This is a genomic window from Streptomyces sp. 6-11-2, from assembly GCF_006540305.1.
Lineage (GTDB): Bacteria > Actinomycetota > Actinomycetes > Streptomycetales > Streptomycetaceae > Streptomyces.
The window spans coordinates 2,282,262-2,303,332 of record NZ_BJOR01000001.1; the positions used below are offsets into that span (position 1 = coordinate 2,282,262).

Genomic DNA, 21,071 nt, shown 5'->3' on the forward strand with positions numbered 1-21,071 from the left:
CACCAGAAGCGCACAAGGGATCGAATGCGTGACGGACACAAGTACGGCGCCCGACCGGACGTTCCGGTCGGGCGCCGTGTGCACGGGCCACTCGCGCCCCAACGGGCGGCAGGGGGTCAGTCGTTGGGGACCACGGGGTAGCGCGGCTCGTTCTCGGCCATCTGCCGCAGGGCGTCCTTGCGCTCCCGCTTGGAGAGCCGGTCGATGTAGAGGTAGCCGTAGAGGTGGTCCGTCTCGTGCTGGAGGCACCGCGCGAAGTAGCCGGTGCCCCGCACCTTGATCGGGTTGCCCTGCTCGTCCTGCCCGGTCACCTCGGCGTAGTCGGGGCGGGCGAGCGGAGCGTAGGCGGTGGGCACGGACAGGCAGCCCTCGTTGCTGTCGTCCAGCCGGCGCTGCTCGGCGGGCAGCTCGACCAGCCGGGGGTTGCAGACGACCCCGACGTGCCGGGCGCCCTCGTCGTCCGGGCAGTCGTAGACGAAGACCTTCAGGTCCACGCCGATCTGGTTGGCGGCCAGGCCCACGCCCTCGGCGGTGTGCTGGCTGGCGAACATGTCGGCGACCAGCTGCTGGAGCTCCTCGCCGAAGTCGGTGACGTCCTTGCACTCCTTGTGCAGCACGGGGTTCCCGACGACCGTGATGGGCCGGGAGGTGCCGCGCTCACGCCAGGCCGTCTCGCGCTCCTCGCAGTCCTCCGTGTCGACGACGTACCCCTCGTCGTCGACGGGGAGCACGCCCGCGTGCTGCTGATCGGTGTCCTGCTGCGCCATGACCGACGTACGCCTTCCTGACAAGAACGGGGAGTGAATTCTGATACAGGGTACGGGGCCCGCGCCCCCGACCCGGCCCAGGACTGTCCGATATGCGACTGTGCCGGGAGGACTCGGCCGGTCCGCCCCGGGCCCGCACGCGGGCCCGGGGCGGACCGGCGTCCTCAACAGACCTCTTCCAGATCCCGCCAGTCCCGCGAGTCCGGGCTGTCGGCCACCCACCCGTCCAGCAACCCGCGGACCAGGGAAGCCGGAGCGGCCAGTCCGCACTCCCGCTCCGGCACCCACAGCTGCCCGTCGGTGCGGTGCCCGAGCGGTCCGGGGTGCCCCGGCTCGCTGTGGTCGTGCGGATCGAGGTGCACCCCGTCGCCCTCGTCGGACGGCATCCGCGACTCCGAGCACATCCGGCACAGCAGCCGTACGGACGACGACCAGTCCTCGGCGGCGAAGCCGGCGTCGGCGGCGAGCTGCTCCAGCGCGTCCCGGTCGGCCTCGGTGGCGGCCTCCAGCAGGACCACCCAGGTGGGCACCGGCGAGGGCGCCCACAGCTCGATCTCGTCGAACACGGGGTAGGTGTGGCCGGCCGCGGTGGTCCGCTCCCCGTGGGGCACGCCGTCGTGCAGTACGACCTCGCCCCAGCGCCGCCCCGAGGAGGGCAGCGGGATGGACAGCACCTCGATCCGGGCCGGATCCAGGCGCCGGCCCCAGACCACCTCGGCCTCGCCCTCCGGCGACAGCCGCACCGCCGCGCTGCCCAGTTCCATGCCCATCGGCTCCCCGGCGGCGGCCGCGCCTCCGGGCACCTTCAGTCCGTACGCCTGCCAGGCCCGCCGGGCCAGCGGCCAGTCCTGGAGTGCGGTGGCGGCGATGCCGACGTTCCACCAGTCGGGCGCCCCGGTCTCCTTCTCCAGCAGGGCCACGGCCCGCAGGCCCGCCGCCCTCGCCTGCTCCCAGTCGTGCCGGAACTTGTGCAGCAGGGCGAGGTTGAACCAGGACTCGGCCAGCCAGGGCTCCAGGTCGGCGGCGCGTGTCAGCAGCGCGCCCGCGTCCTCGTACCGGCCGTCGCCGATCAGCGTGAACGCCCGGTCGGTGGCCTGCCGCCAGGAGGCGGAGGGCCGGTGCCGTCCCTTGCCGAAGATCCTCACGATTCCCGCCTGCCAGTTCCGTCGAGTGGGTCGGCTTCTGCCCCCGGACACCCTCTCATTCGCATCCAACCACGTACGGCTGGAGGGACGCTCATTACCCATGGGTTACCCCTCGGCGGGAAGCGTCAGGCCGTCCCGCGAGAGCACCCGGCCCAGCGACTCCACCACCTCGGGGGCGTACGCGCCGGCCCCCGCCAGCCGCAGTTCCTCCAGGGCCCTGAGCGGGCCGCCGGGCCCGGCGTCGCGCGCCTTCTCCTCGTAGGCGTTGACCGCCCGCACGATCCGCGCGGGCAGCGGCTGCTCCCGGCAGGGGTCGGCCTGCCGCTCCACCACCACCGCGACCCGGGAGTCGACCCCGGTCTGCCGCACCACGGCCCCGCCGAGCAGCGCGATCCGCCGCTGCTCCTCGGCGGGCAGCCCCACGGTGGCCCCGGCGGGCACCGGGTCGACCAGGCTGAGCTGCCCGATGTCGTGCATCAGGGCCGCGTGCTCCAGCACGGTCAGTTCCGGTTCGGTCAGGCCCAGGTCCCGGCCCACGGCCCGGCTGAGCGCGGCCACCCGCCGGGCGTGCCCGGCCGGGGTGTACCCGGCGACCTCGGTGGCCCGGGCCAGGGAGGCGATGGTCTGCCGGTAGGTCCTCCGCACGGCCGCGTACCGTCTGAGGGACAGCTGGGTGAGCAGCAGCGGCAACGAGAACACGGGCAGCGCCCACAGTCCGGCCACGGCGACGGCGAGGGCCATGACCGCGCCGGTCGCGCACACCGCCGAGCCGATCCCGAGCAGGCTGCGCAGCTCCTCCCGCAGCAGCGGGCCGAACGGCCATCGGGTGCGGCAGTGCGCCTGCGCGGCGGCGAGCACGGTGCCGCACAGCGCGGTGAGCACCAGGAGCGCGAGCAGCAGCAGGGCGTACGCCGGGCCGACCCACCCCCGGAACACCCCTTTGCCGTAGAGGGGTTGGAAGCAGACGGCGGCGAAGGCGACGGTGAGGATCCGCCGCACGAGGTGGTCGAGCGTCCGCCCGCACCCGCGCGCGATGTGCGGCACACCGCCCAGCAGGCAGGCGGCGAGCACCACGGCGACGACCTGGAAGGCGCCGTGGTGGCTGGATCGGCCGGCGTCCTCGCCCAGCAGGGCGTACGACAGCGCCCCGGCGGCGCCGAGCGGCGCGGCCTCCCGGGCCTCCGACCCGGTCCACCGGGTGAGTTCGCCGACGAGGACCAGCAGCCCGAAGGCGAGGGCGGCCCCGCGTTCCTCGAGGCCGGTCCACAGGGTGACGGCGAGGGACAGCAGCGCGACCAGGGCCGCCGAGCCGCGGATGAGGAGCAGCAGGAGGGACCGGCTCATCGACGGGCTTCCGGCCGGCCGCCCCCGGACCGCTCCGGCGCGCCGCCGGGACCGCCGTCGTCGGCGGCGGCCCCCTCCGCCGGAACGACGGGCGCGTCCTCCGCGCCGCCGGGAGCCGCCGCCGGGCCCGTGGTGCCGGGGACGGCACGGAACGGTGCCGGCGGGGCCACGGGCGTACCGTCCTGCGCGGTGACCGCCGGATGCCAGCCGTACCGGTCCAGGGCCCGGACCAGCGCCGTGACCATCCGCGAGTCGAACTGACTCCCCGCGCAGCGCTCCAGCTCCGCCAGCGCTGCGGGCACCGGCCGGGCCCGCCGGTAGGACCGGGTCGATGTCATCGCGTCGAAGGCGTCCGCGACGGCCACCACGCGTGCGCTCTCAGGGATCTGGCCACCTGTCAGCCCGTACGGGTAGCCGCCTCCGTCGAGCCGTTCGTGGTGGTGCAGGATCGCCGAGCGTGCCTCGCCCAGGAAGGAGATCCCGCGCACCATCTCGTGCCCGTACTCGGGGTGCAGCTCGATCACGCGCCGCTCCTCGGGGGTCAGCGGCCCGTCCTTGCGCAGCAGCCGGGTGGGGACGCCCAGCTTGCCCACGTCGTGCAGGATGCCGGCGAACCGCAGCACCTCGACCCGCTCGTCGTCCATGCCGAGCTCGCGCGCGATCATCATGGAGGCCTGGCCCACCCGCTCGCTGTGCCCGCGCGTGTAGCCGTCCTTGATGTCGACGGCCTGCACCAGCGCGCGGATGGTGGCCCGGTGCGCGGACCGCTCCCGGTGGTACTGGGCGTACACCCAGCCGGACACGCACATCGGCAGCAGCACGAGCAGCGCGGCGACCGGCCCGTAGGGGCTGCGCCACAGCACGGCCATCATCAGTCCCGCGAGCCCGTGCACCGCGATGGGCGCCGGCGACCGGGCGAACATCCCCTGCCAGGCCCGCCGTACCGGCACGTGCTCGGCGAGCGCGATGACCCCGCCGTCCAGGGCCGTCAGCACCAGGCAGAAGGCGAGCACGGCGGCACCCGCGGGGAGCAGGACGTAGGGGAAGTCGCATCCGCCGACGGCGTCCCTGCCGCCCAGCGCCCCGTGCACCCGGGCGGCCGCCCACACCGCGAGGGCGAGCTGCGCGGCCCGCCAGATCCGGCGCAGCCCCTCGGGCCGCCGTCCGGCGCGGGCGAACAGGACGCCGGGCAGCGGGACGAGCGCGGCGGCGGGCGGCGGCAGCAGGAAGGCCGCCGCGAGCAGTACGGGGTAGAAGGGTCCGGCGAAGCCGAACCGGGCGAACTGCCTGCACCCGGCGTACACCGTGGTGAGCAGGGCGACCGCCCGCCAGGAGGTGTGTGTCACCGGCAGCGGCAGCAGACAGGCCAGGGCACCGAGGGCGGCACAGGCGACGTACGCACGGGCCCGCGGTGGAACCGCCTCCATGCCGCCCCTCCCCCGTCATGCCTCTCCCCTGGGAGCGTAGGGCGCACAGCCGGAAGTCCACGGGCCGAAGACCCGGGGATTAGCACGTTCGGGTGAAGAGCGTCCGGGTGGGTACCCGAAGTGAATCCGCAAGCATGTCCGAGGCGCGTCCGACGTCTGTGCGAGCGCGGGGTGCGGGCGGTGCCGGGTGCGGGCGGCAGGCGCGAAGGGAGCCGACGGGGCGCCGCGCGGGTGTCCGCGCGCGGCGGGTCAGGACTCCTGCTGAGTCACCGGTGCCGCGGTCACGTCGTGCTCGGGGACGGTCTGGCCGGAGCGGATCAGATCGATCCGGCCCATGACCTTGGCGCGCAGGTCGGCGGGGACGTCGTCATGTCCGCAGCACCGCTTGACCAGCTTCTTCACGGCCTGCTCCAGGCCGTACTTCTCCAGGCACGGCGAGCACTCCTCGAAGTGGTGCTCGAACTTGGTGCGATCGATGTCCGGCATCTCACTGTCGAGGAACTCGTAGAGGTGGTCGAGTACCTCACTGCAGTCCGTCTCGTGCGGGTCTCCGCAGCTCATGAGCCCGAGCCTTTCGCTTCGTTCGACTCTCCGGCGCCGGCCGGGACCAGTCCGCGCTCGCGGGCGTAGTCCTCGAGCATGCCGCGCAGTTGACGACGGCCCCGGTGCAGCCGGGACATCACCGTCCCGATGGGTGTCCCCATGATGTCCGCGATCTCCTTGTACGCAAAGCCTTCTACGTCCGCGAGGTAGACGGCGATGCGGAATTCCTCGGGGATCGCCTGAAGCGCTTCCTTCACGTCCGAGTCGGGCAGGTGGTCGAGCGCCTGCGACTCGGCGGAGCGCAGACCGGTCGACATGTGCGACTCGGCACGGGCGAGCTGCCAGTCCTCGATCTCCTCGGCGGCACTGCGCTGCGGCTCGCGCTGCTTCTTGCGGTAGGAGTTGATGAAGGTGTTGGTGAGGATCCGGTACAGCCACGCCTTGAGGTTCGTGCCCTCACGGAACTGGTGGAAGGACGCGTACGCCTTGGCGTACGTCTCCTGCACCAGGTCCTCGGCGTCGGCCGGGTTGCGCGTCATGCGCAGGGCGGCCGAGTACATCTGGTCGAGGAATTCCAGCGCGTCCCGCTCGAAGCGCGCGCTGCGCTGGGCCGTCGACTCCACGGATGCGCCCACGCTCGTGCCCCGGCCCTCGGGCTGCTCCGCCTGGCCGTTGTCGGTCCCTGCGTCGGTACCGGGAACCGGACCCACCTCCTCAAGCGATGTCGTGGCACCGAATGCGGTTCCACTCGAATCGGAGGATAGACGACGACCCGTGCCTGCCGCCGCTCGAACAGGAGCGGTCCTCGCCGCGTGCAGCACCGTCCAGTCCAGGTCAGTGCGGCTGCTGCGGCTCGGGCAAACGGTCGAACCCATGCGGCGGACTCCCTCTCGTGTGACGTCGGCGCCGCTGAGCGGCACTACTGACCGCCTCAACAGCGGCGGTCCGCCAGGCATTCCCGGGAGTCACGGGAGTGACGCGGTCCACTGGGCGACGCCCTCGGTGATGATCTCCAGGACCTGGTCCTGCGTGATCCCCGCACGCTTCGGCACGGCGAAGGCGTGATCGCCGTACGGCACCTCGACGAGCCGGTAGGAACCCTCCGGGAACTCCCCGGGCCTGCCGAACGGGTCGTTGCCGCCCTGGACGACGAGCGTGGGCACCCCCGCGCCGAGCAGTTCGTCGGCGCGGGACCTCTCGGGCCTGCCCGGCGGGTGCAGCGGGAAGCTGAGGGCGAGCACGGCGTGCGCGCCCAGCTCGGCCGCCGTACGGCAGGCGACGCGCGCCCCGGCGCTCCGGCCGCCGGCGACCACCGGCAGCCCCGGCCCGGTGAGGGCGGGCCACAGGCCGCGCCAGCCGGCGTCCAGCGTCCGCGGCGCGGGCGCCACCTTCTTGCCGGCCACCCGCCAGGGCTGCTCGACCAGCGCGACGGTGACCCCGTGCGCCGGGAGTGTGCGCGCCAGGGCCTGGAGGTCGCGGGCCTCGACACCGCCGCCGGCTCCGTGGCTCACGGCGAGCACCAGGCGTGCCCCGTGGGCCGGGTGCCAGGTGATCCGGGCCGCGCCCGCTTCCGTCTCGACGATCTCGCTCACGTCGCTCATGTTCATGTCGTTCATGTTGCTCGCGTCGCCCACGTCGCTCACGTCAGAAGAGTGTGCCCTCTTCCGGTGCCGCGAGCTCCTCGAGCAGCTCCGGTCCGTTGTTGCGGACGTTGCTGACGGCCGTGGACACCGGGTAGGCGCGCATCAGGCCGGGGGCCGGCGGGGTGAGCAGCGCGCGCAGGTCGTCCGGGTCGGTGCGGGCCGGGTCCAGCCAGGCGTCCCAGCGGTCCGGGGTCAGCATCAGCGGCATCCGGGGGTGGATGTCCGCCAGCGAGCGCGGGCCCTCGGCCGGGGCCACCGCCAGCGGGGTCCGCTCGGCGTCCGTGGTGATCACCGAGCAGGTCGCCCACCAGGCCCGCGGGTGGTCGTCGGGCAGTGTCCTGTCCCGCCAGAACTCGTAGAGTCCGGCCATCGCGAAGACCGATCCGTCGGCCGGGGTCACGAAGTAGGGCTGCTTGCGCGGCCGCTTGCGCCTGCCCTCGACCTCCAGGTCCCGCTCCTGGGTGCCGGTGACCCACTCGTAGTAGCCGTCGGCGGGCACGACACAGCGCCGGGTGGCGAAGGCGCGGCGGTACGACGGCTTCTCGTGCACGGTCTCCGCGCGCGCGTTGATCATCCGGGCGGCGCCCTCGGGGGACTTCGACCAGGACGGGACGAGCCCCCACCTCAGCTTCCGCACCTGGCGAACCGGGCGGCGGTCGTCCGCGTCCTTCAAGGGACGGTCCAGGACGACGTGGACCTCCTTGGTCGGGGCCACGTTGTAGTCGGGCTCCAGGGTCTCCTCCGGGTCCCACTTCTGGATCTCGAAGACCCCTGCGAGGTCCTCGGGGCCGCGACTCGCTGCATACCGTCCACACATACGTGCAACACTGCCAGACCGCGCACACGGACAGGGAGCCACTCGGAAACATGGACATCCTCGCCGCCACCGCGCTGCCCGATCTCTGGGACCGGCTCGTCGGCACCCAGCCCGATCCCGACGTGTGGGTGGTCCTCGTCACCGCGGCCGCCGCGCTCGCAGTGGTCGCCCCGCACGGCCTGTGGCGCGTCTCGCGCAACGCGATCACCATCGCGCACGAGGGCGGGCACGGGCTGGTGGCGCTGCTCACCGGACGCACCCTGACCGGCATACGCCTGCACTCCGACACCAGCGGCCTGACCGTCAGCCGGGGCAAGCCGCACGGCATCGGCATGATCCTCACGGCGGCGGCCGGCTACACCGCTCCCCCGCTGCTGGGCCTGGGCGGCGCGGCCCTGCTCGCCACCGGTCGCATCACGCTGCTGCTGTGGGTGGCCACGGCGCTGCTGGTCGCGATGCTGGTGATGATCCGCAACGCCTACGGGGCGCTCACCGTGCTCCTCACCGGCGGCACGTTCCTGCTGGTGTCCTGGCTGACCGGGCCCCAGGTACAGGCCGCGTTCGCGTACGCGGTGGTGTGGTTCCTGCTGCTCGGCGGAGTGCGCCCGGCCTTCGAACTCCAGGCCAAGCGGGCGCGCGGGGGCGCCGGGGACTCGGACGCGGACCAGTTGTCGCGGCTGACGCACGTCCCGGCGGCGCTGTGGCTGTTCCTGTTCCACGCGGTGTCGCTGTGCTCGCTGATCGGCGGCGGGCGGTGGCTGCTGACGGGGTGAGGCGGTCCCTCCGCTCTCCCTCGTCCGTCCCTCGTCGCCGGGCACGGTGTCGCAGGTCACGTGGCGGAGCCGCCTCTCCGGCGGCACCGCGCAGAGCGTGCGTACCGGGCGCCGGGGCGCAGGCAGCGAACTCGGAACAGGCCCTAAGGTGGGGACCATGGCCCCGAACCCCGCGCACACCGCCCTCTGGCCCGCCCCGCACGCGAGCGGAGCCGTCGACGCGACGGTCCACGTGCCGGGGTCGAAGTCCGTCACCAACCGCGCCCTGGTGCTCGCCGCCCTCGCCTCCGAGCCGGGCTGGCTGCGCCGCCCGCTGCGCTCCCGCGACACGCTGCTGATGGCCGGCGCGCTGCGGGCCATGGGCGTCGGCATCGACGAGGGCGTGGGGCCGGACGGCACCGGGGAGGCCTGGCGCGTGATCCCCGCGGGGCTGCACGGCCCGGCCACGGTCGACGTCGGCAACGCCGGCACGGTGATGCGCTTCCTGCCGCCGGTCGCCGCGCTGGCCGACGGCCCCATCCGCTTCGACGGCGACCCGCGGTCGTACGAGCGTCCGCTGAACGGCGTCATCGACGCGCTGCGCGTCCTCGGCGCCCGGATCGACGACGAGAGCCGCGGCGCGCTGCCGATGACCGTGCACGGCAGCGGCGCGCTGGACGGCGGGCCGGTGGAGATCGACGCCTCCTCCTCGTCCCAGTTCGTCAGCGCCCTGCTGCTGTCCGGACCGCGCTTCAACCAGGGCGTGGAGGTCCGGCACACCGGGTCGTCGCTGCCGTCGCTGCCGCACATCCGGATGACGGTCGACATGCTGCGGGCGGTCGGCGCACAGGTGGACACCCCCGAGTCGGGCGGCGAGCCGAACGTCTGGCGGGTCACCCCGGGCGCCCTGCTCGGCCGGGACCTGGTCGTGGAGCCCGACCTGTCCAACGCCCAGCCCTTCCTCGCGGCGGCGCTGGTGACCGGCGGCAAGGTCGTCGTCCCCGACTGGCCGGCCCGGACGACCCAGCCGGGTGACCGGCTGCGGCAGATCTTCACCGAGATGGGGGGTTCCTGCGAACTCACCGACTACGGCCTGGTGTTCACCGGTTCGGGTGCCGTGCACGGCATCGACGTGGACCTCGGCGAGGTCGGCGAGCTGACCCCGGGCATCGCGGCCGTCGCCGCGCTCGCGGACTCGCCCTCGACCCTGCGGGGCGTGGCCCATCTGCGGCTGCACGAGACCGACCGCCTGGCCGCGCTGACCAAGGAGATCAACGAACTCGGCGGTGACGTGACCGAGACGGCCGACGGCCTGCACATCCGCCCGCGCCGCCTGCACGGCGGGGTCTTCCACACCTACGAGGACCACCGCATGGCGACGGCCGGCGCGATCATCGGCCTGGCGGTCGAGGGCGTGCAGATCGAGGACGTGGCGACGACGGCGAAGACACTGCCGGACTTCCCGGACCTGTGGACCGGGATGCTCGGGGCGTAGGGACGCGGGGATCACGCCATGCGCCGCTACGGCAAGCACACCGACGAGGACGACATCCGCAGCCGCCCCAACCGCAAGGGCAACCGGCCGCGCACGAACATCCGCCCCAAGCACGAGGACGCCGCCGAGGGCATGGTCCTCACCGTCGACCGGGGACGGCTGACGTGCCTCGTCGACGGCCGCGCGGTCGTCGCCATGAAGGCCCGCGAACTCGGCCGCAAGGCCGCCGTCGTGGGCGACCGGGTGGCCCTGGTCGGTGACCTGTCCGGGACGAAGGACACCCTCGCGCGCATCGTCCGCATCGAGGAGCGCGGCTCGGTCCTGCGCCGCACCGCGGACGACGACGACCCCTACGAGCGCGTGGTCGTCGCGAACGCCGACCAACTGGCCATCGTCACCGCGCTCGCCGACCCCGAACCGCGCCCCCGGCTGATCGACCGCTGCCTGGTCGCGGCGTACGACGGCGGTCTGGAGCCGCTGCTGGTCCTGACGAAGTCGGACCTGGCCCCGCCGGACAAACTCCTGGAGCTGTACGGGGATCTGGACATCCCCTACGTCGTCACGAGCCGTGCGGAGCTGGACGCCGGCGCCGCCGCGGACCGGGTGCGCGAGCATCTCGACGGGAAGGTCACGGCGTTCGTCGGCCACTCCGGCGTGGGCAAGACGACACTCGTCAACGCACTGGTGCCGGCGGAGCGGCGGCGGGTGACGGGACATGTGAACGCGGTGACCGGCCGGGGCCGGCACACCACCACCTCCGCGCTCGCGCTGCCGCTGGCGGGTGCGGCCGGCTGGGTCGTGGACACCCCGGGCGTACGGTCGTTCGGGCTCGCGCACATCGATCCGTTCCGGGTCATCCACGCCTTCCCCGACCTGGAACCGGGCACCGAGGGCTGCCCGCGCGCGTGCAGCCACGACGAGCCGGACTGCGCGCTGGACGCGTGGGTCGCCGAGGGGCACGCGGACCCGGCCCGGCTGTACTCGCTGCGCCGGCTGCTGGCCACGCGGGAGCGCAAGGAAGGCGACTGACCTCCGCGTTGTTTGGGTGCGGTGCGGTCCGGCAAGTGCATAATCGCACGGAGCCGGATCATGACCTGCCCCAAGCACGACCGAGCGGTCACGGCATGCGGACCCACGGGAGGACAGCACATGGCGTGGCTGCTGGTCATCGTTGCCGGGTTGCTCGAGACCGGCTTCGCCGTGTGCCTGAAGCTGTCGCACGGCTTCACCCGGCTCTGGCCGACCATCGCCTTCTGCTGCTTCGCCCTGGGCAGTTTCGGTCTGCTCACCCTGTCCCTGAAGAAGCTCGACGTGGGCCCCGCGTACGCGGTGTGGACCGGCATCGGCGCGGCGGGCACCGCGATCTACGGCATGGTCTTCCTCGGCGACCTGGTCTCCACGCTGAAGCTCGTGTCGATCAGCCTGGTCGTCATCGGGGTGATCGGGCTCCAGCTGTCCGGTTCCGCGCACTGACGCGACGGCGCGGAGGGCTGACGGGTCAGCCCGGTTGGCGCGGGAGCGCGCCGCGTACCAGTTCGGCGACCCCGCCCCGGTCCGGTGGCGCCGCCACGCACGACAGGGCGAGGCGGATCACCAGCTCGCAGGCGCGGGCCAGTTCGAGGGTGTCCGCCCTGGGGGTGCCGGGGGCGGAGAGCAGGGTCACGGCACGGTCGCGGACGATCGCCACGAAGTCGCCGGGCGACGGCAGCGGGCCGTCGGCCCGGCGCTGGGCCGGAACCGCGCTGAAGGACGGCACCGCCGCCAGCGCCGGCGAGGGCAGCCGTTCGCTCCAGCAGCCGGTGAGCATGGCCTTCACCAGCGCGTTGTCCCGGGCGGCGGACACGGTCCACTCGGCGGCGGCGGTGAGCCGCTCACGCGGGTCGGCGGGGATGGTCAGTGCCCGGTCGACCCCGATGAGATAGCCGTCCGCCTCCCGCCTGACCAGGGCCCGCGCGAACCCCTCCTTGCTGCCGAACTCGTTGTACAGCGTCTGCCGGGAGACCCCGGCCGCCGCGGCCACGTCGACCATCCGCACCGCGGCCCACGGCCGCCGTGTCAGCGCCGTGTAGGCGGCGTCCAGCAGGGATTCCCGCGCTGCAGGCATCATCGCCTCCCTGGGGCGAGCGGCTCTGCGCCCAGATTTGACGCCCCCGAACGCACTGTCAAGGGTCCGTGACAGCATGTGTGCGCCACCGCGGGCGTCGCGCCCTCGCGGCCATGGGGCCTCTCCCGGTTCGCGCGGCACTTCCGCACACCGGGCCGCCCCGCCCCCCGTAGCCCCGTGTCGCCCCAGGCGGATACGGTTCTCGCATGCCGGACTACCTCGACGACCTGCGCCTGGCCCACGTCCTCGCGGACGCCGCCGACGCCGCCACCATGGACCGTTTCAAGGCCCTCGACCTCAAGGTCGAGACGAAGCCGGACATGACCCCGGTCAGCGAAGCGGACAAGGCGGCGGAGGAACTCATCCGCGGCCAGTTGCAACGCGCCCGCCCCCGCGACGCGGTCCTCGGCGAGGAGTACGGCATCGAGGGCACCGGCCCCCGCCGCTGGGTCGTCGACCCGATCGACGGCACCAAGAACTACGTGCGCGGCGTCCCGGTCTGGGCCACGCTCATCTCCCTGATGGAGGCCGGCGCGGGCGGCTACCAGCCCGTCGTGGGTGTCGTCTCCGCCCCCGCCCTGGGCCGCCGCTGGTGGGCCGCCAAGGGCCACGGTGCCTTCACGGGCCGCCGCCTGGCGCAGGCGAGCAGGCTCCAGGTGTCCCGCGTGGGGGAACTCGCGGACGCCTCCTTCGCGTACTCCTCGCTCGGCGGCTGGGAGGAGCAGGGCCGCCTGGACGGCTTCCTCGACCTGACCCGCGCGGTCTGGCGCACCCGTGCCTACGGCGACTTCTGGCCGTACATGATGGTCGCCGAGGGCTCGGTCGACTTCTGCGCCGAGCCGGAGCTGTCCCTGTGGGACATGGCCGCGAACGCGATCATCGTGACCGAGGCCGGGGGCACCTTCACCGGCCTCGACGGCCGCCCCGGCCCGCACAGCGGCAACGCCGCCGCGTCCAACGGGCTGCTGCACGACGAGATGCTGGGGTATCTCAACCAGCGCTGACGCGCGAGAGGGGACGCCTGCGCACGCCCCCGGCCGCCTGCGCACGCCCTCTTGTTGACCCCCGGTTTGCCTGAGACTCTGGGAGTTCCCCCACTTGTGAACTTGTGCAGTGCTCAACAGGCGCCGTCGGCGCCGGGCACGCATCAGCCGGATTCCCCGAGGAGGTGGCTCCATCCCATGCTCGTCCGCGACGCCATGAGCACGGTGGTCCTCACCATCGGTCCCGCACACACCCTCCGACAGGCGGCGGCGCTGATGTCCGCGCGCCACGTCGGCGCCGCCGTCGTCCACGACCCGGACGCAGGCGGCATCGGCATCCTCACCGAACGCGACGTCCTCAACTCCGTGGGCCTGGGCCAGAACCCGGACACGGAGCGCGTACACGCGCACACCACCACGGACGTCGTGTTCGCCGCGCCGTCCTGGACCCTGGAGGAGGCGGCGCGGGCCATGACCCGCGGCGGCTTCCGGCACCTCATCGTCCTGGACCACGACGAGCCGGCGGGCATCGTCTCGGTCCGCGACATCATCCGCTGCTGGGCGCCGGTCCGGCAGCACGCTGCGGCCGCGGGCGCGGGCACGGCCTGAGCGCACGCCGGCGGGCCGGGCCCCCGAAGGGACCCGGCCCGCCGTCCACAACAAGCGGTCCAGTGCTGGAGATCAGCCGCGCAGGGCTTGGACCGCGGCCTCCAGCCGCTTGCCGAAGTCGTCGTCCGCCTGACGGAAGTTGCCGATCGCGCGCTCGGCGATGTCCTCGCGCGAGACCTGCGAGATCGCGCCCGCCAGGTTGCCGATCAGTCGCTCCTTCTCCTCGTCCGACATCAGACGGTAGAGGTTGCCGGCCTGGACGAAGTCGTTGTCCTCTGCGTGGACCGCCGCCTCGTGGTCACCGGTGACGCCGGAGACCGGAACGGGCTGCCACAGCGGCCGGTCCGTCTGGAACGGCCCGCCGAAGCTGTTCGGCTCGTAGTTCTTCGCACCCTTGTGGCGGCCGTCGTACAGGTAGCCGTCACGGGAGTTGGTGCGCGCCTCGGTGGCGTGCGGACGGTTCACCGGCAGGTGGTCGGCGTTGATGCCGACGCGGTAGCGGTGGGCGTCGCCGTACGCGAAGAGGCGGCCCTGGAGCATCTTGTCCGGGGAGGGACCGATGCCCGGCACGAAGTGGGCGGGGCTGAAGATCGACTGCTCGACCTCGGCGAAGATGTTCTCCGGGTTGCGGTTGAGCTCCAGCTTGCCGATCTCGATCGGCGGGTAGTCCTCGTGCGGCCACACCTTGGTGAGGTCGAACGGGTTGAAGCGGTAGGTCGCCGCGTCGGCCGCCGGCATGATCTGCACCTGCACGGTCCAGGTCGGGTACTCGCCGCGCTCGATGGCCTCACGCAGGTCGCGCTGGTGGGAGTCGGGGTCCTCACCGGCGAGCCGGGCGGCCTCCTCGGCGGTGAGGCTCTTGATCCCCTGGTCGGTCTTGAAGTGGTACTTGACCCAGAAGACCTCGCCGGCCTCGTTGCTCCACTGGTAGGTGTGGGAGCCGTAGCCGTTCATGTGCCGGTACGACGCCGGGATGCCGCGGTCGCCGAACAGCCAGGTCACCTGGTGCGTCGACTCCGGAGACAGGCCCCAGAAGTCCCAGACGTTGTCCGCCTCCTGGCTGCCCGTGTACGGGTCGCGCTTCTGGGTGTGGATGAAGTCGGGGAACTTGATGGCGTCCTTGATGAAGAACACCGGGGTGTTGTTGCCGACGAGGTCGTAGTTGCCCTCCTCGGTGTAGAACTTCAGCGCGAAGCCGCGGGGGTCGCGGACCGCGTCGGCGGCGCCGAGGTTGCCCGCCACGGTCGAGAAGCGGAGGAAGGTCTCCGTCTGCTTGCCGACCTCGGAGAGGAACGTGGCACGCGTGTACGTGGTGACGTCGGCCGTGACCGTGAAGGTGCCGTAGGCGCCGGCGCCACGGGCGTGCACCACACGCTCCGGGATGCGCTCGCGGTTGAAGTGGGCGAGCTTCTCCAGCAGGAGCTGGTCCTGGACGAGCACCGGGCCGCCGACACCCGCCGTCTCGCTGTTCTGGTTGTCGGCAACCGGAGCACCGGCCTCCGTCGTGAGCGGCCCCTGGGTCACGTCGCCTCCTGGGTCATTTCCATCGTGCCTGTCTCTTGGCCAAAGCCAGTCTCGATCCTACAATGGACTTAATCCAAGTCAAGTGGAGCTCCAAAGTCACACTGGTTCGGGAACTATTTCCCCTTGCTGTTAGGCTGGTCGGTATGAGTGACCTTCTGGAACGGCTGCGCGGACGCGGATGGCGGATGACCGCGCAGCGGCGCGTGGTGGCCGAGGTCCTCGACGGCGAACACGTCCACCTGACGGCCGACGAGGTCCACGCCAGGGCTGTCGCCAAGCTGCCCGAGATCTCCCGGGCGACCGTCTACAACACGCTGGGCGAGCTGGTCTCCCTCGGCGAGGTCCTGGAAGTCGCCACGGACAAGCGCGCCAAGCGGTACGACCCCAACGCGCACCAGCCGCACCACCACCTGGTCTGCGCCGGCTGCGGCGCGATCCGCGACGTCCATCCGAGCGGCAACCCGCTGGCCGACCTGCCCGACTCGGAGCGCTTCGGCTTCACGGTCTCGGACGTGGAGGTCACGTACCGCGGCCTCTGCCCGAACTGCGCGGCGGCCTGACGGCCACACTCGTGAAAGAAGGACCCCCGGCACCTCGACGGTGCCGGGGGTCCTTCTTTCGTGATCCGCCCCGGGAAGCACGCCCCCGGAAACACCGAGGGCCGGAATCCTTGATCGGATTCCGGCCCTCGGCCTTCAGTAGCGGGGACAGGATTTGAACCTGCGACCTCTGGGTTATGAGCCCAGCGAGCTACCGAGCTGCTCCACCCCGCGTCGGTGAATGCAACATTACGTGAACGGCGGACCGAGAAGCAAATCGTTCACGGGGACGACGGTGATCACGTCAGGCCGACAGCTCCTCGCGCAGCGCGTCCCGCAGCCGGGCGGCCCGCTGGGCGACCTCCGCCGGCCCCAGTGCCACGGCCCGGTCGGCCCACCCCTGCCCCTCGGCCAGCTCGCCGCGCCGCGCGTGCACCAGGGCGAGCCGCAGTGCCGCCCGCCCGTGCCCGGCGTCGGCCGCCCGCGCCCACCACACGGCCGCCTCGGGCTCACTGCCCTCCCGGGCGAGCAGCAGTCCCAGGTTGAAGGCGCCGTTGCGGGACCCGGACTCCGCCGCCCTGCGGTACCACCGCGCCGCCTCGACCGCGTCCCCACGGGCCGCGGCCAGCATCCCGACCCGCACCTGCGCGCGCCGGTGCCCCTGGCCGGCCGCCCGCTCGTACCACTCCTCGCACTCGGTCTTCTCCTGGATCGCCGGCTCCCCGAGCCCGTGCGCGGGCGCCGGCGGCCGCCGGGCGTCAAGCACGGTGGCCAGCCGGTACGCGGCCTCCGCGCTCCCGCCGCCGGCCGCGCACCGCAGGTGCCGCTCGGCCGCCCGCTCGTCGCCCGCCCGCAGCCGGGCGATCCCCACCTGCAACGCGGCCTCCGTGTGCCCGGCCGCAGCCGCCCGCTCGTACCACCGCAGGGCCTGGGCGTCCAGGTTCCGCCCGGCGTAGAGAATCCCCAGGTTGAACGCGGCGTCGACGCTCCCGGCCTCCGCCGCCTTGGAGAACCACGGCTCGGCGCCGCCGGTGTCCCCGCCCTGGAGCAGCAGGACGGCCAGCGCGTTCGACGCCTCCCGGTGCCCGGCGTAGGCCGCGCGCCGGTACCACTGCTCGGCCTGCGCGGTACGGCCCTGCTCGGCACAGAGCAGCCCGAGGTTGTAGGCGCCGTTGATGTCGCCCGCGTCCATCGCCGCCCGGTACCACCGCTCGGCGGTCTGCGTCTCGCCGCGCTCGGCGTGCAGCGCGCCCAGCGCGTTCGCCGCGTTGCCGTCGCCGTCCTGCGCGGCTCTCAGCCACCACAGGGCGGCGCTCTCGGCGTCACCGGCGTCCCGCAGCAGGAACCCGAGCGCGCAGGCGGCCCTGGCCTCGCCGTCCTTGGCGGAGGTCAGGTACCAGCGGCCGGCCTCCTTGAGGTCGCCGCGCCGCTCCAGGATGGCGCCCAGGTGCAGGGCGGCCCGCCGGTGTCCGCGCGCCGCGGCCTGGCGGTACCACTGCTCCGCCTCCGCCATCAGCCCGGCACCGTCACCGCCGGGCTTCCCCCCGGCCCGCCGGTCCAGCGCCCGCGCCAGCCGGTACTCCGCCTCCCGGTGCCCCCGCTCCGCGGCGACCCGCATCCAGCGCTCGGCCCCGGTGTCGCCGCGGTGCTCCAGGAGGTCGGCGAGGACGTAGGCGCCGAGGACGTGCCCCTGCTCGGCGGACTGGCGCAGCCAGTATTCGGCAGCGGGCTCGTCGCCGCGCTCGCGGTGGTGCCGCCCGAGCGCGTGCGCGGCCGCCGCGGATCCGGCGACGGCGGCGATACGCCACCACCCGGCGGCCTCGTCGGCGTATCCGCGCTGGTGGAGCAGGACTCCCAGGTTGTTGGCCGCGGCGCGGTCACCGCCCGCGGTGGCGGAGCGCAGATGGGGTTCGGCTCCGTCGAGATCGCCGCGGCGCAGCAGCATGGCCCCGAGGACGCTCATGGCCTCGACGTCGCCCGCCTCGGCGGCGAGGCGACGGCGCGCCAGCTCCGCGGCCTCGTCGGCGGCCGCCACGGACTCGTCCCGGGTCTCGTCCCGGGCTTCGCCTCCGGTCTCCTTGGAGTCGGAAGCCTGCACAAATCGCCCCGTCCCGAACAGAGTTGCCTTGTCCCCCATAACGTCCATCGTCGCACCACCTGCAACCCGGGTACATCTGTAATACCCCAGCCAGTGAGGTCACTTCAGCGTTTTGTCGACATGCCCACAGAGAGACAAGTCAAACACAGATCGCCCAACTCCCCACGGTGGCACGGCCGCCGGGCACGTCGGCACATGCGTTCGCCCACGGCGAAGGGCCCGGATCCGCGGTACGGATCCGGGCCCTCGGGCTCGACGGGGAGCGATCAGCCCCCGCTCGGGCTACCGCTCGGACTGCTGTCCGGTGCCGGACCGGCGCTCGCACCCGGGCTCGCGCCACCCTTGCCGTCAGTGGCCTTGCCGTCGGCGGGCTTGCCGCTGCCGCCGGCCTTCCCCGCCTGCGCCTGCGCGTCCTCGGCCCGCTTCAGCGCGTCCTGAAGGTCCTTCTGTGCCTGGCCGTACGCCTGCCAGTCACCGTTCTTCAGGGCGGTCTGACCGTCGTCGAAGGCCTTCTGGGCGTCCTTCAACGCCTCCTGGACCGTCGGGTTGTTCGACGGCGGCGGCTTGGTCTCGCCACTGCCGGTCCCACCGCCGCCGGTCTCGGAGCCGGGCGGCTCGGTGGTCGAACCCTCCGTGCCGAAGACCTTGTTGAGCGCCTTGTCGAGCGTGTCCTCGAACGCGGTGTTCCCGCCGTACGTCACCAGGACCTTGCGCAGCAAGGGGTACTTGAGCCCGCCGCCACGCAGGTAGACCGGCTCCACGTAGAGCAGTCCGCCGTCGAGCGGCACCGTCAGCAGGTTGCCGTACTCGACCTCCGAGTCGCCGCCCTTCAGCAGCCGGATGGACTCGGCGATGGAGGGTTCGGAGTTGAACTGGCTCTGCACCCGCTTCGGGCCGTCGATCGTCTTGCCCGTCGGCAGCTTCAGGATGCTGATCTTGCCGTAATCGCTCGTGTTCGCGTCGGCGTTGACCGTCATGAACGCGCTCAGGTTGTCACGGCCGTTCGGCGTCATCGTCGTCGTCAGCGAGAACGTCTGCGACGACTCACCGGGCATCTTGAGGCTCAGGTAGTACGGCGGCACCGCGTCGCCCGACTTGTTGGTCGGGTCGTTGGGGATCTGCCACACCTCGCTGCCGCTGAGGAAGGTCTGCGCGTCCGTGACGTGGTAGCGCGTGAGCAGCTCGCGCTGCACCTTGAACAGGTCCTGCGGATACCGGATGTGGGACATCAGCTCCGGAGAGATGTCCTTCTTCGGCTCGACCGTGCCCGGGAACGCCTTCATCCAGGTCTTCAGGACCGGGTCCTTGGTGTCCCATTGGTACAGCTTGACCTCGCCCGTGTAGGCGTCGACGGTCGCCTTCACCGAGTTGCGGATGTAGTTGACCTGGTTCTGCTGGGCCACCACCCGCTGGTTGTTGGCGGCGGTCAGCGAGTCCAGCGTCGTGTCACCGAGGGTGGTGCGCGAGGCGTACGGATAGCCGTTGGTGGTCGTGTAGGCGTCGACGATCCACTGGACCCGTCCGTCGACCACCGCCGGGTACGAGACCCCGTCGATCGTCAGCCACGGGGCGACCGCCTCGACGCGCTGCTTGGGCGTGCGGTTGTACAGGATGCGCGAGCCGTCGCCGATCGCACCGGAGTAGAGGATCTGCGGCTCGCTGAACGCCATCGCGTACGCGGCCCGGTTCAGCGGGTTGGAGAGGCTGACCCCGCTGTCGCCCTTGTAGCTGGTGGTCTTCTCACCGCTGTCGTCGGAGTAGTCGATCTCCTTCTGGGGACCGCCGACGATGGAGTAGGTGGTGGTCTTCTCGCCGTAGTAGATCCGCTGCTGGTACCGCGGGAGGTCGCCCGTGGACGGCAGGTTGTACTCGGTGAACACCGGGCGGCCCTCGGAGTCGGCCTCGGTGCCCTTGGCCGCGACCACGCCGTAGCCGTGGGTGTAGCGGAAGTGGTCGTTGATCCAGTTGTTCTTCGGGATCCCGGCGAGGTTCAGCTCGCGCAGGCCGATGACGGTGTCCTGGACCTTGCCGTCCTTGGTCTTGTACCGGTCGACGGCCAGGTTGGACGGGAAGCCGTAGTAGTTGCGCACCTGCTGGAGCTGCTCGAACGTCGGCGACACGATGTTCGGGTCCATCAGCCGGTAACTGGCCGCGTCGACGGCCGCGTCCCGCAGCTTCGCCTTGTCCTGGGTGCTGCTCGTGCCCGCGTAGTCGGCGACCTTGGAGTCGTCGATGCCGTACGCCTCACGGGTCGCCTTGAGGTTCTTCTGGACGTACGGGGCTTCCTTGGCCTGCTCGTTGGGCTCGACCTGGAACTTCTGCACGATCGCCGGGTACAGGCCGCCGATGAGTATGGCCGAGAGCACCATCAGGCCGAAGCCGATGACCGGCAGCTGCCAGGTGCGCCGCCACAGGGTGGCGAAGAACAGCAGCGCGCAGATGACGGCGATGCAGAACAGGATCGTCTTGGCCGGCAGATAGGCGTTGGCGTCGACGTACCTCAGGCCCGTCCAGTTGCCGGTCGCCTTGAAGTCGCTCGACTTCACCGCCAGTCCGTACCGGTCGAGCCAGTAGGCCACCGCCTTCAGCGTCACGAAGACGCCGAGGAGTACCGACAGGTGCCCGGTCACCGCGGCCGTGGCACGCGCGCCGGGGCTGGTGACGCGCAGCCCGCCGTACAGGTAGTGCGTGAGCACCGCGGCGATCAGGGACAGGATCGTGGCGGCGAAGCCGAAGCCCAGCAGGAAGCGGTACCAGGGCAGGTCGAAGGCGTAGAAGGAGACGTCCAGGTGGAACTGCGGGTCCTGCTTGCCGAACGGCACGCCGTTGACCCACATCAGCCAGGTCCGCCACTCGCTCGCGGCGGAGGCACCGGCGATCAGCCCGACGAGCGCCGTGATGCCGCACAGCAGCCACTTCTTGTACGGCGCGATGCTCATCCGGTAGCGGTCCAGGCTCTGCTGCTCCATCGACATGGCGCTCAGCGGCGGCCGCAGCCGGTGCGCCAGCCAGATGTTCAGGCCGACCGCGGCCGCCATCAGCAGGCCGAAGACGAAGAACAGTCCGATCTTGGTCCACAGTGTGGTGGTGAACACGGACGAGTAGTGCACCGACCGGTACCACAGCCAGTCCGTCCAGAAGCCCGCGAACATGGCGAAGACCATGCCGAGGACGGCGAGGACGCCCAGTGTCATGAGCAGGGTCCTGGCACGCCGGGACGGACGGCCCACTCTCATCCGCGGCCCTGTCGGGCCTCCGCCGCGGTCCGGCATCTGGAAAGC

General features: G+C 72.2%; 19 protein-coding genes and 1 tRNA gene. 7 read left to right on the top strand and 13 right to left on the bottom strand.

All coding sequences use genetic code 11. From position 1 onward, the window contains the following. Positions 1 to 116: 116 nt before the first annotated feature. The 8 genes from def to TNCT6_RS09550 form a co-directional block, all read right to left on the bottom strand. Positions 117 to 767 (bottom strand): peptide deformylase, encoded by a 651-nt coding sequence (gene def, locus TNCT6_RS09515; RefSeq protein ID WP_141358533.1) that lies wholly within the window; start codon positions 765 to 767, stop codon positions 117 to 119. A 164-nt stretch (positions 768 to 931) separates the two neighbouring features. Next, complete coding sequence (locus TNCT6_RS09520) at positions 932 to 1,912, bottom strand: hypothetical protein (protein WP_141358535.1); 981 nt, start codon at positions 1,910 to 1,912, stop codon at positions 932 to 934. A 105-nt stretch (positions 1,913 to 2,017) separates the two neighbouring features. Further along, complete coding sequence (locus TNCT6_RS09525) at positions 2,018 to 3,256, bottom strand: HD-GYP domain-containing protein (RefSeq protein WP_141358537.1); 1,239 nt, start codon at positions 3,254 to 3,256, stop codon at positions 2,018 to 2,020. Further along, positions 3,253 to 4,683: an HD-GYP domain-containing protein gene (locus TNCT6_RS09530; RefSeq protein ID WP_141358539.1), complete on the bottom strand. Its 1,431-nt coding sequence runs from the start codon at positions 4,681 to 4,683 to the stop codon at positions 3,253 to 3,255. The genes TNCT6_RS09525 and TNCT6_RS09530 overlap by 4 nt, the downstream gene beginning before the upstream one ends. A 249-nt stretch (positions 4,684 to 4,932) precedes the next feature. Then, a complete protein-coding gene (gene rsrA / locus TNCT6_RS09535) occupies positions 4,933 to 5,244 on the bottom strand; it encodes a mycothiol system anti-sigma-R factor (RefSeq protein ID WP_141358541.1) in 312 nt (103 codons plus the stop codon). Beyond that, positions 5,241 to 5,936, bottom strand: a complete 696-nt coding sequence (gene sigR / locus TNCT6_RS09540) for an RNA polymerase sigma factor SigR (RefSeq protein WP_216372773.1) — start codon at positions 5,934 to 5,936, stop codon at positions 5,241 to 5,243. The genes rsrA and sigR overlap by 4 nt, the downstream gene beginning before the upstream one ends. A gap of 255 nt (positions 5,937 to 6,191) precedes the next feature. Next, positions 6,192 to 6,842, bottom strand: coding sequence for an alpha/beta family hydrolase (locus tag TNCT6_RS09545; protein WP_141366266.1), 651 nt, complete (start codon positions 6,840 to 6,842; stop codon positions 6,192 to 6,194). 28 nt (positions 6,843 to 6,870) lie between these two features. After that, a complete protein-coding gene (locus tag TNCT6_RS09550) occupies positions 6,871 to 7,686 on the bottom strand; it encodes an SOS response-associated peptidase (protein ID WP_141358545.1) in 816 nt (271 codons plus the stop codon). Between the two features lie 50 nt (positions 7,687 to 7,736). Here TNCT6_RS09550 and TNCT6_RS09555 point away from each other — a divergent pair, with 50 nt between their 5' ends. The 4 genes from TNCT6_RS09555 to TNCT6_RS09570 all read left to right on the top strand — a co-directional run bounded on the left by TNCT6_RS09555 (position 7,737) and on the right by TNCT6_RS09570 (position 11,406). After that, positions 7,737 to 8,459 (top strand): M50 family metallopeptidase, encoded by a 723-nt coding sequence (locus TNCT6_RS09555; RefSeq protein ID WP_141358548.1) that lies wholly within the window; start codon positions 7,737 to 7,739, stop codon positions 8,457 to 8,459. Between the two features lie 157 nt (positions 8,460 to 8,616). Continuing rightward, positions 8,617 to 9,933 (top strand): 3-phosphoshikimate 1-carboxyvinyltransferase, encoded by a 1,317-nt coding sequence (gene aroA / locus TNCT6_RS09560; RefSeq protein ID WP_141358550.1) that lies wholly within the window; start codon positions 8,617 to 8,619, stop codon positions 9,931 to 9,933. 18 nt (positions 9,934 to 9,951) lie between these two features. After that, the gene (gene rsgA / locus TNCT6_RS09565) at positions 9,952 to 10,962 is read left to right on the top strand and encodes a ribosome small subunit-dependent GTPase A (RefSeq protein WP_141358552.1); all 1,011 of its coding nucleotides are present in this window, start codon (positions 9,952 to 9,954) and stop codon (positions 10,960 to 10,962) included. 120 nt (positions 10,963 to 11,082) lie between these two features. Continuing rightward, a complete protein-coding gene (locus tag TNCT6_RS09570) occupies positions 11,083 to 11,406 on the top strand; it encodes a multidrug efflux SMR transporter (protein WP_141358554.1) in 324 nt (107 codons plus the stop codon). A gap of 25 nt (positions 11,407 to 11,431) precedes the next feature. Here the strand turns inward: TNCT6_RS09570 and TNCT6_RS09575 are convergent, their stop codons facing one another. Continuing rightward, positions 11,432 to 12,040, bottom strand: a complete 609-nt coding sequence (locus TNCT6_RS09575) for a TetR/AcrR family transcriptional regulator (protein WP_172632846.1) — start codon at positions 12,038 to 12,040, stop codon at positions 11,432 to 11,434. 203 nt (positions 12,041 to 12,243) lie between these two features. Here TNCT6_RS09575 and hisN point away from each other — a divergent pair, with 203 nt between their 5' ends. Both hisN and TNCT6_RS09585 read left to right on the top strand, forming a co-directional pair. Next, positions 12,244 to 13,041: a histidinol-phosphatase gene (gene hisN, locus TNCT6_RS09580; protein ID WP_141358558.1), complete on the top strand. Its 798-nt coding sequence runs from the start codon at positions 12,244 to 12,246 to the stop codon at positions 13,039 to 13,041. A gap of 177 nt (positions 13,042 to 13,218) precedes the next feature. After that, the gene (locus tag TNCT6_RS09585; protein ID WP_141358560.1) at positions 13,219 to 13,629 is read left to right on the top strand and encodes a cyclic nucleotide-binding/CBS domain-containing protein; all 411 of its coding nucleotides are present in this window, start codon (positions 13,219 to 13,221) and stop codon (positions 13,627 to 13,629) included. Between the two features lie 72 nt (positions 13,630 to 13,701). Here TNCT6_RS09585 and TNCT6_RS09590 read toward each other — a convergent pair whose 3' ends face one another. Further along, on the bottom strand, positions 13,702 to 15,153 hold the full coding sequence (locus tag TNCT6_RS09590; protein WP_141358562.1) for a catalase: 1,452 nt from the start codon (positions 15,151 to 15,153) through the stop codon (positions 13,702 to 13,704). A 143-nt stretch (positions 15,154 to 15,296) separates the two neighbouring features. Between TNCT6_RS09590 and TNCT6_RS09595 the strand changes: the two genes are divergently transcribed. After that, positions 15,297 to 15,713, top strand: coding sequence for a Fur family transcriptional regulator (locus TNCT6_RS09595; protein WP_141358564.1), 417 nt, complete (start codon positions 15,297 to 15,299; stop codon positions 15,711 to 15,713). A 139-nt stretch (positions 15,714 to 15,852) separates the two neighbouring features. Here TNCT6_RS09595 and TNCT6_RS09600 read toward each other — a convergent pair. From TNCT6_RS09600 to TNCT6_RS09610, 3 genes are all read right to left on the bottom strand, one after another. Beyond that, positions 15,853 to 15,926 (bottom strand) — tRNA-Met (locus tag TNCT6_RS09600). A 70-nt stretch (positions 15,927 to 15,996) separates the two neighbouring features. Then, positions 15,997 to 17,838 (bottom strand): tetratricopeptide repeat protein, encoded by a 1,842-nt coding sequence (locus TNCT6_RS09605; RefSeq protein WP_172632847.1) that lies wholly within the window; start codon positions 17,836 to 17,838, stop codon positions 15,997 to 15,999. Between the two features lie 218 nt (positions 17,839 to 18,056). Then, a complete protein-coding gene (locus TNCT6_RS09610) occupies positions 18,057 to 21,062 on the bottom strand; it encodes a UPF0182 family protein (RefSeq protein ID WP_141366268.1) in 3,006 nt (1,001 codons plus the stop codon). Positions 21,063 to 21,071 lie beyond the last annotated feature (9 nt).

Coding starts and splice junctions, on each gene's coding strand:
- TNCT6_RS09545 (WP_141366266.1), bottom strand. CDS start 6,842: ATGAACGACATGAACATGAGCGACGTGAGCGAGATCGTCGAGACGGAA.
- TNCT6_RS09570 (WP_141358554.1), top strand. CDS start 11,083: ATGGCGTGGCTGCTGGTCATCGTTGCCGGGTTGCTCGAGACCGGCTTC.
- TNCT6_RS09610 (WP_141366268.1), bottom strand. CDS start 21,062: ATGCCGGACCGCGGCGGAGGCCCGACAGGGCCGCGGATGAGAGTGGGC.
- TNCT6_RS09575 (WP_172632846.1), bottom strand. CDS start 12,040: ATGATGCCTGCAGCGCGGGAATCCCTGCTGGACGCCGCCTACACGGCG.
- aroA (WP_141358550.1), top strand. CDS start 8,617: ATGGCCCCGAACCCCGCGCACACCGCCCTCTGGCCCGCCCCGCACGCG.
- TNCT6_RS09555 (WP_141358548.1), top strand. CDS start 7,737: ATGGACATCCTCGCCGCCACCGCGCTGCCCGATCTCTGGGACCGGCTC.
- def (WP_141358533.1), bottom strand. CDS start 767: ATGGCGCAGCAGGACACCGATCAGCAGCACGCGGGCGTGCTCCCCGTC.
- rsrA (WP_141358541.1), bottom strand. CDS start 5,244: ATGAGCTGCGGAGACCCGCACGAGACGGACTGCAGTGAGGTACTCGAC.
- TNCT6_RS09605 (WP_172632847.1), bottom strand. CDS start 17,838: ATGGACGTTATGGGGGACAAGGCAACTCTGTTCGGGACGGGGCGATTT.
- TNCT6_RS09530 (WP_141358539.1), bottom strand. CDS start 4,683: ATGGAGGCGGTTCCACCGCGGGCCCGTGCGTACGTCGCCTGTGCCGCC.
- hisN (WP_141358558.1), top strand. CDS start 12,244: ATGCCGGACTACCTCGACGACCTGCGCCTGGCCCACGTCCTCGCGGAC.
- TNCT6_RS09525 (WP_141358537.1), bottom strand. CDS start 3,256: ATGAGCCGGTCCCTCCTGCTGCTCCTCATCCGCGGCTCGGCGGCCCTG.
- rsgA (WP_141358552.1), top strand. CDS start 9,952: ATGCGCCGCTACGGCAAGCACACCGACGAGGACGACATCCGCAGCCGC.
- TNCT6_RS09595 (WP_141358564.1), top strand. CDS start 15,297: ATGAGTGACCTTCTGGAACGGCTGCGCGGACGCGGATGGCGGATGACC.
- TNCT6_RS09585 (WP_141358560.1), top strand. CDS start 13,219: ATGCTCGTCCGCGACGCCATGAGCACGGTGGTCCTCACCATCGGTCCC.
- TNCT6_RS09550 (WP_141358545.1), bottom strand. CDS start 7,686: ATGTGTGGACGGTATGCAGCGAGTCGCGGCCCCGAGGACCTCGCAGGG.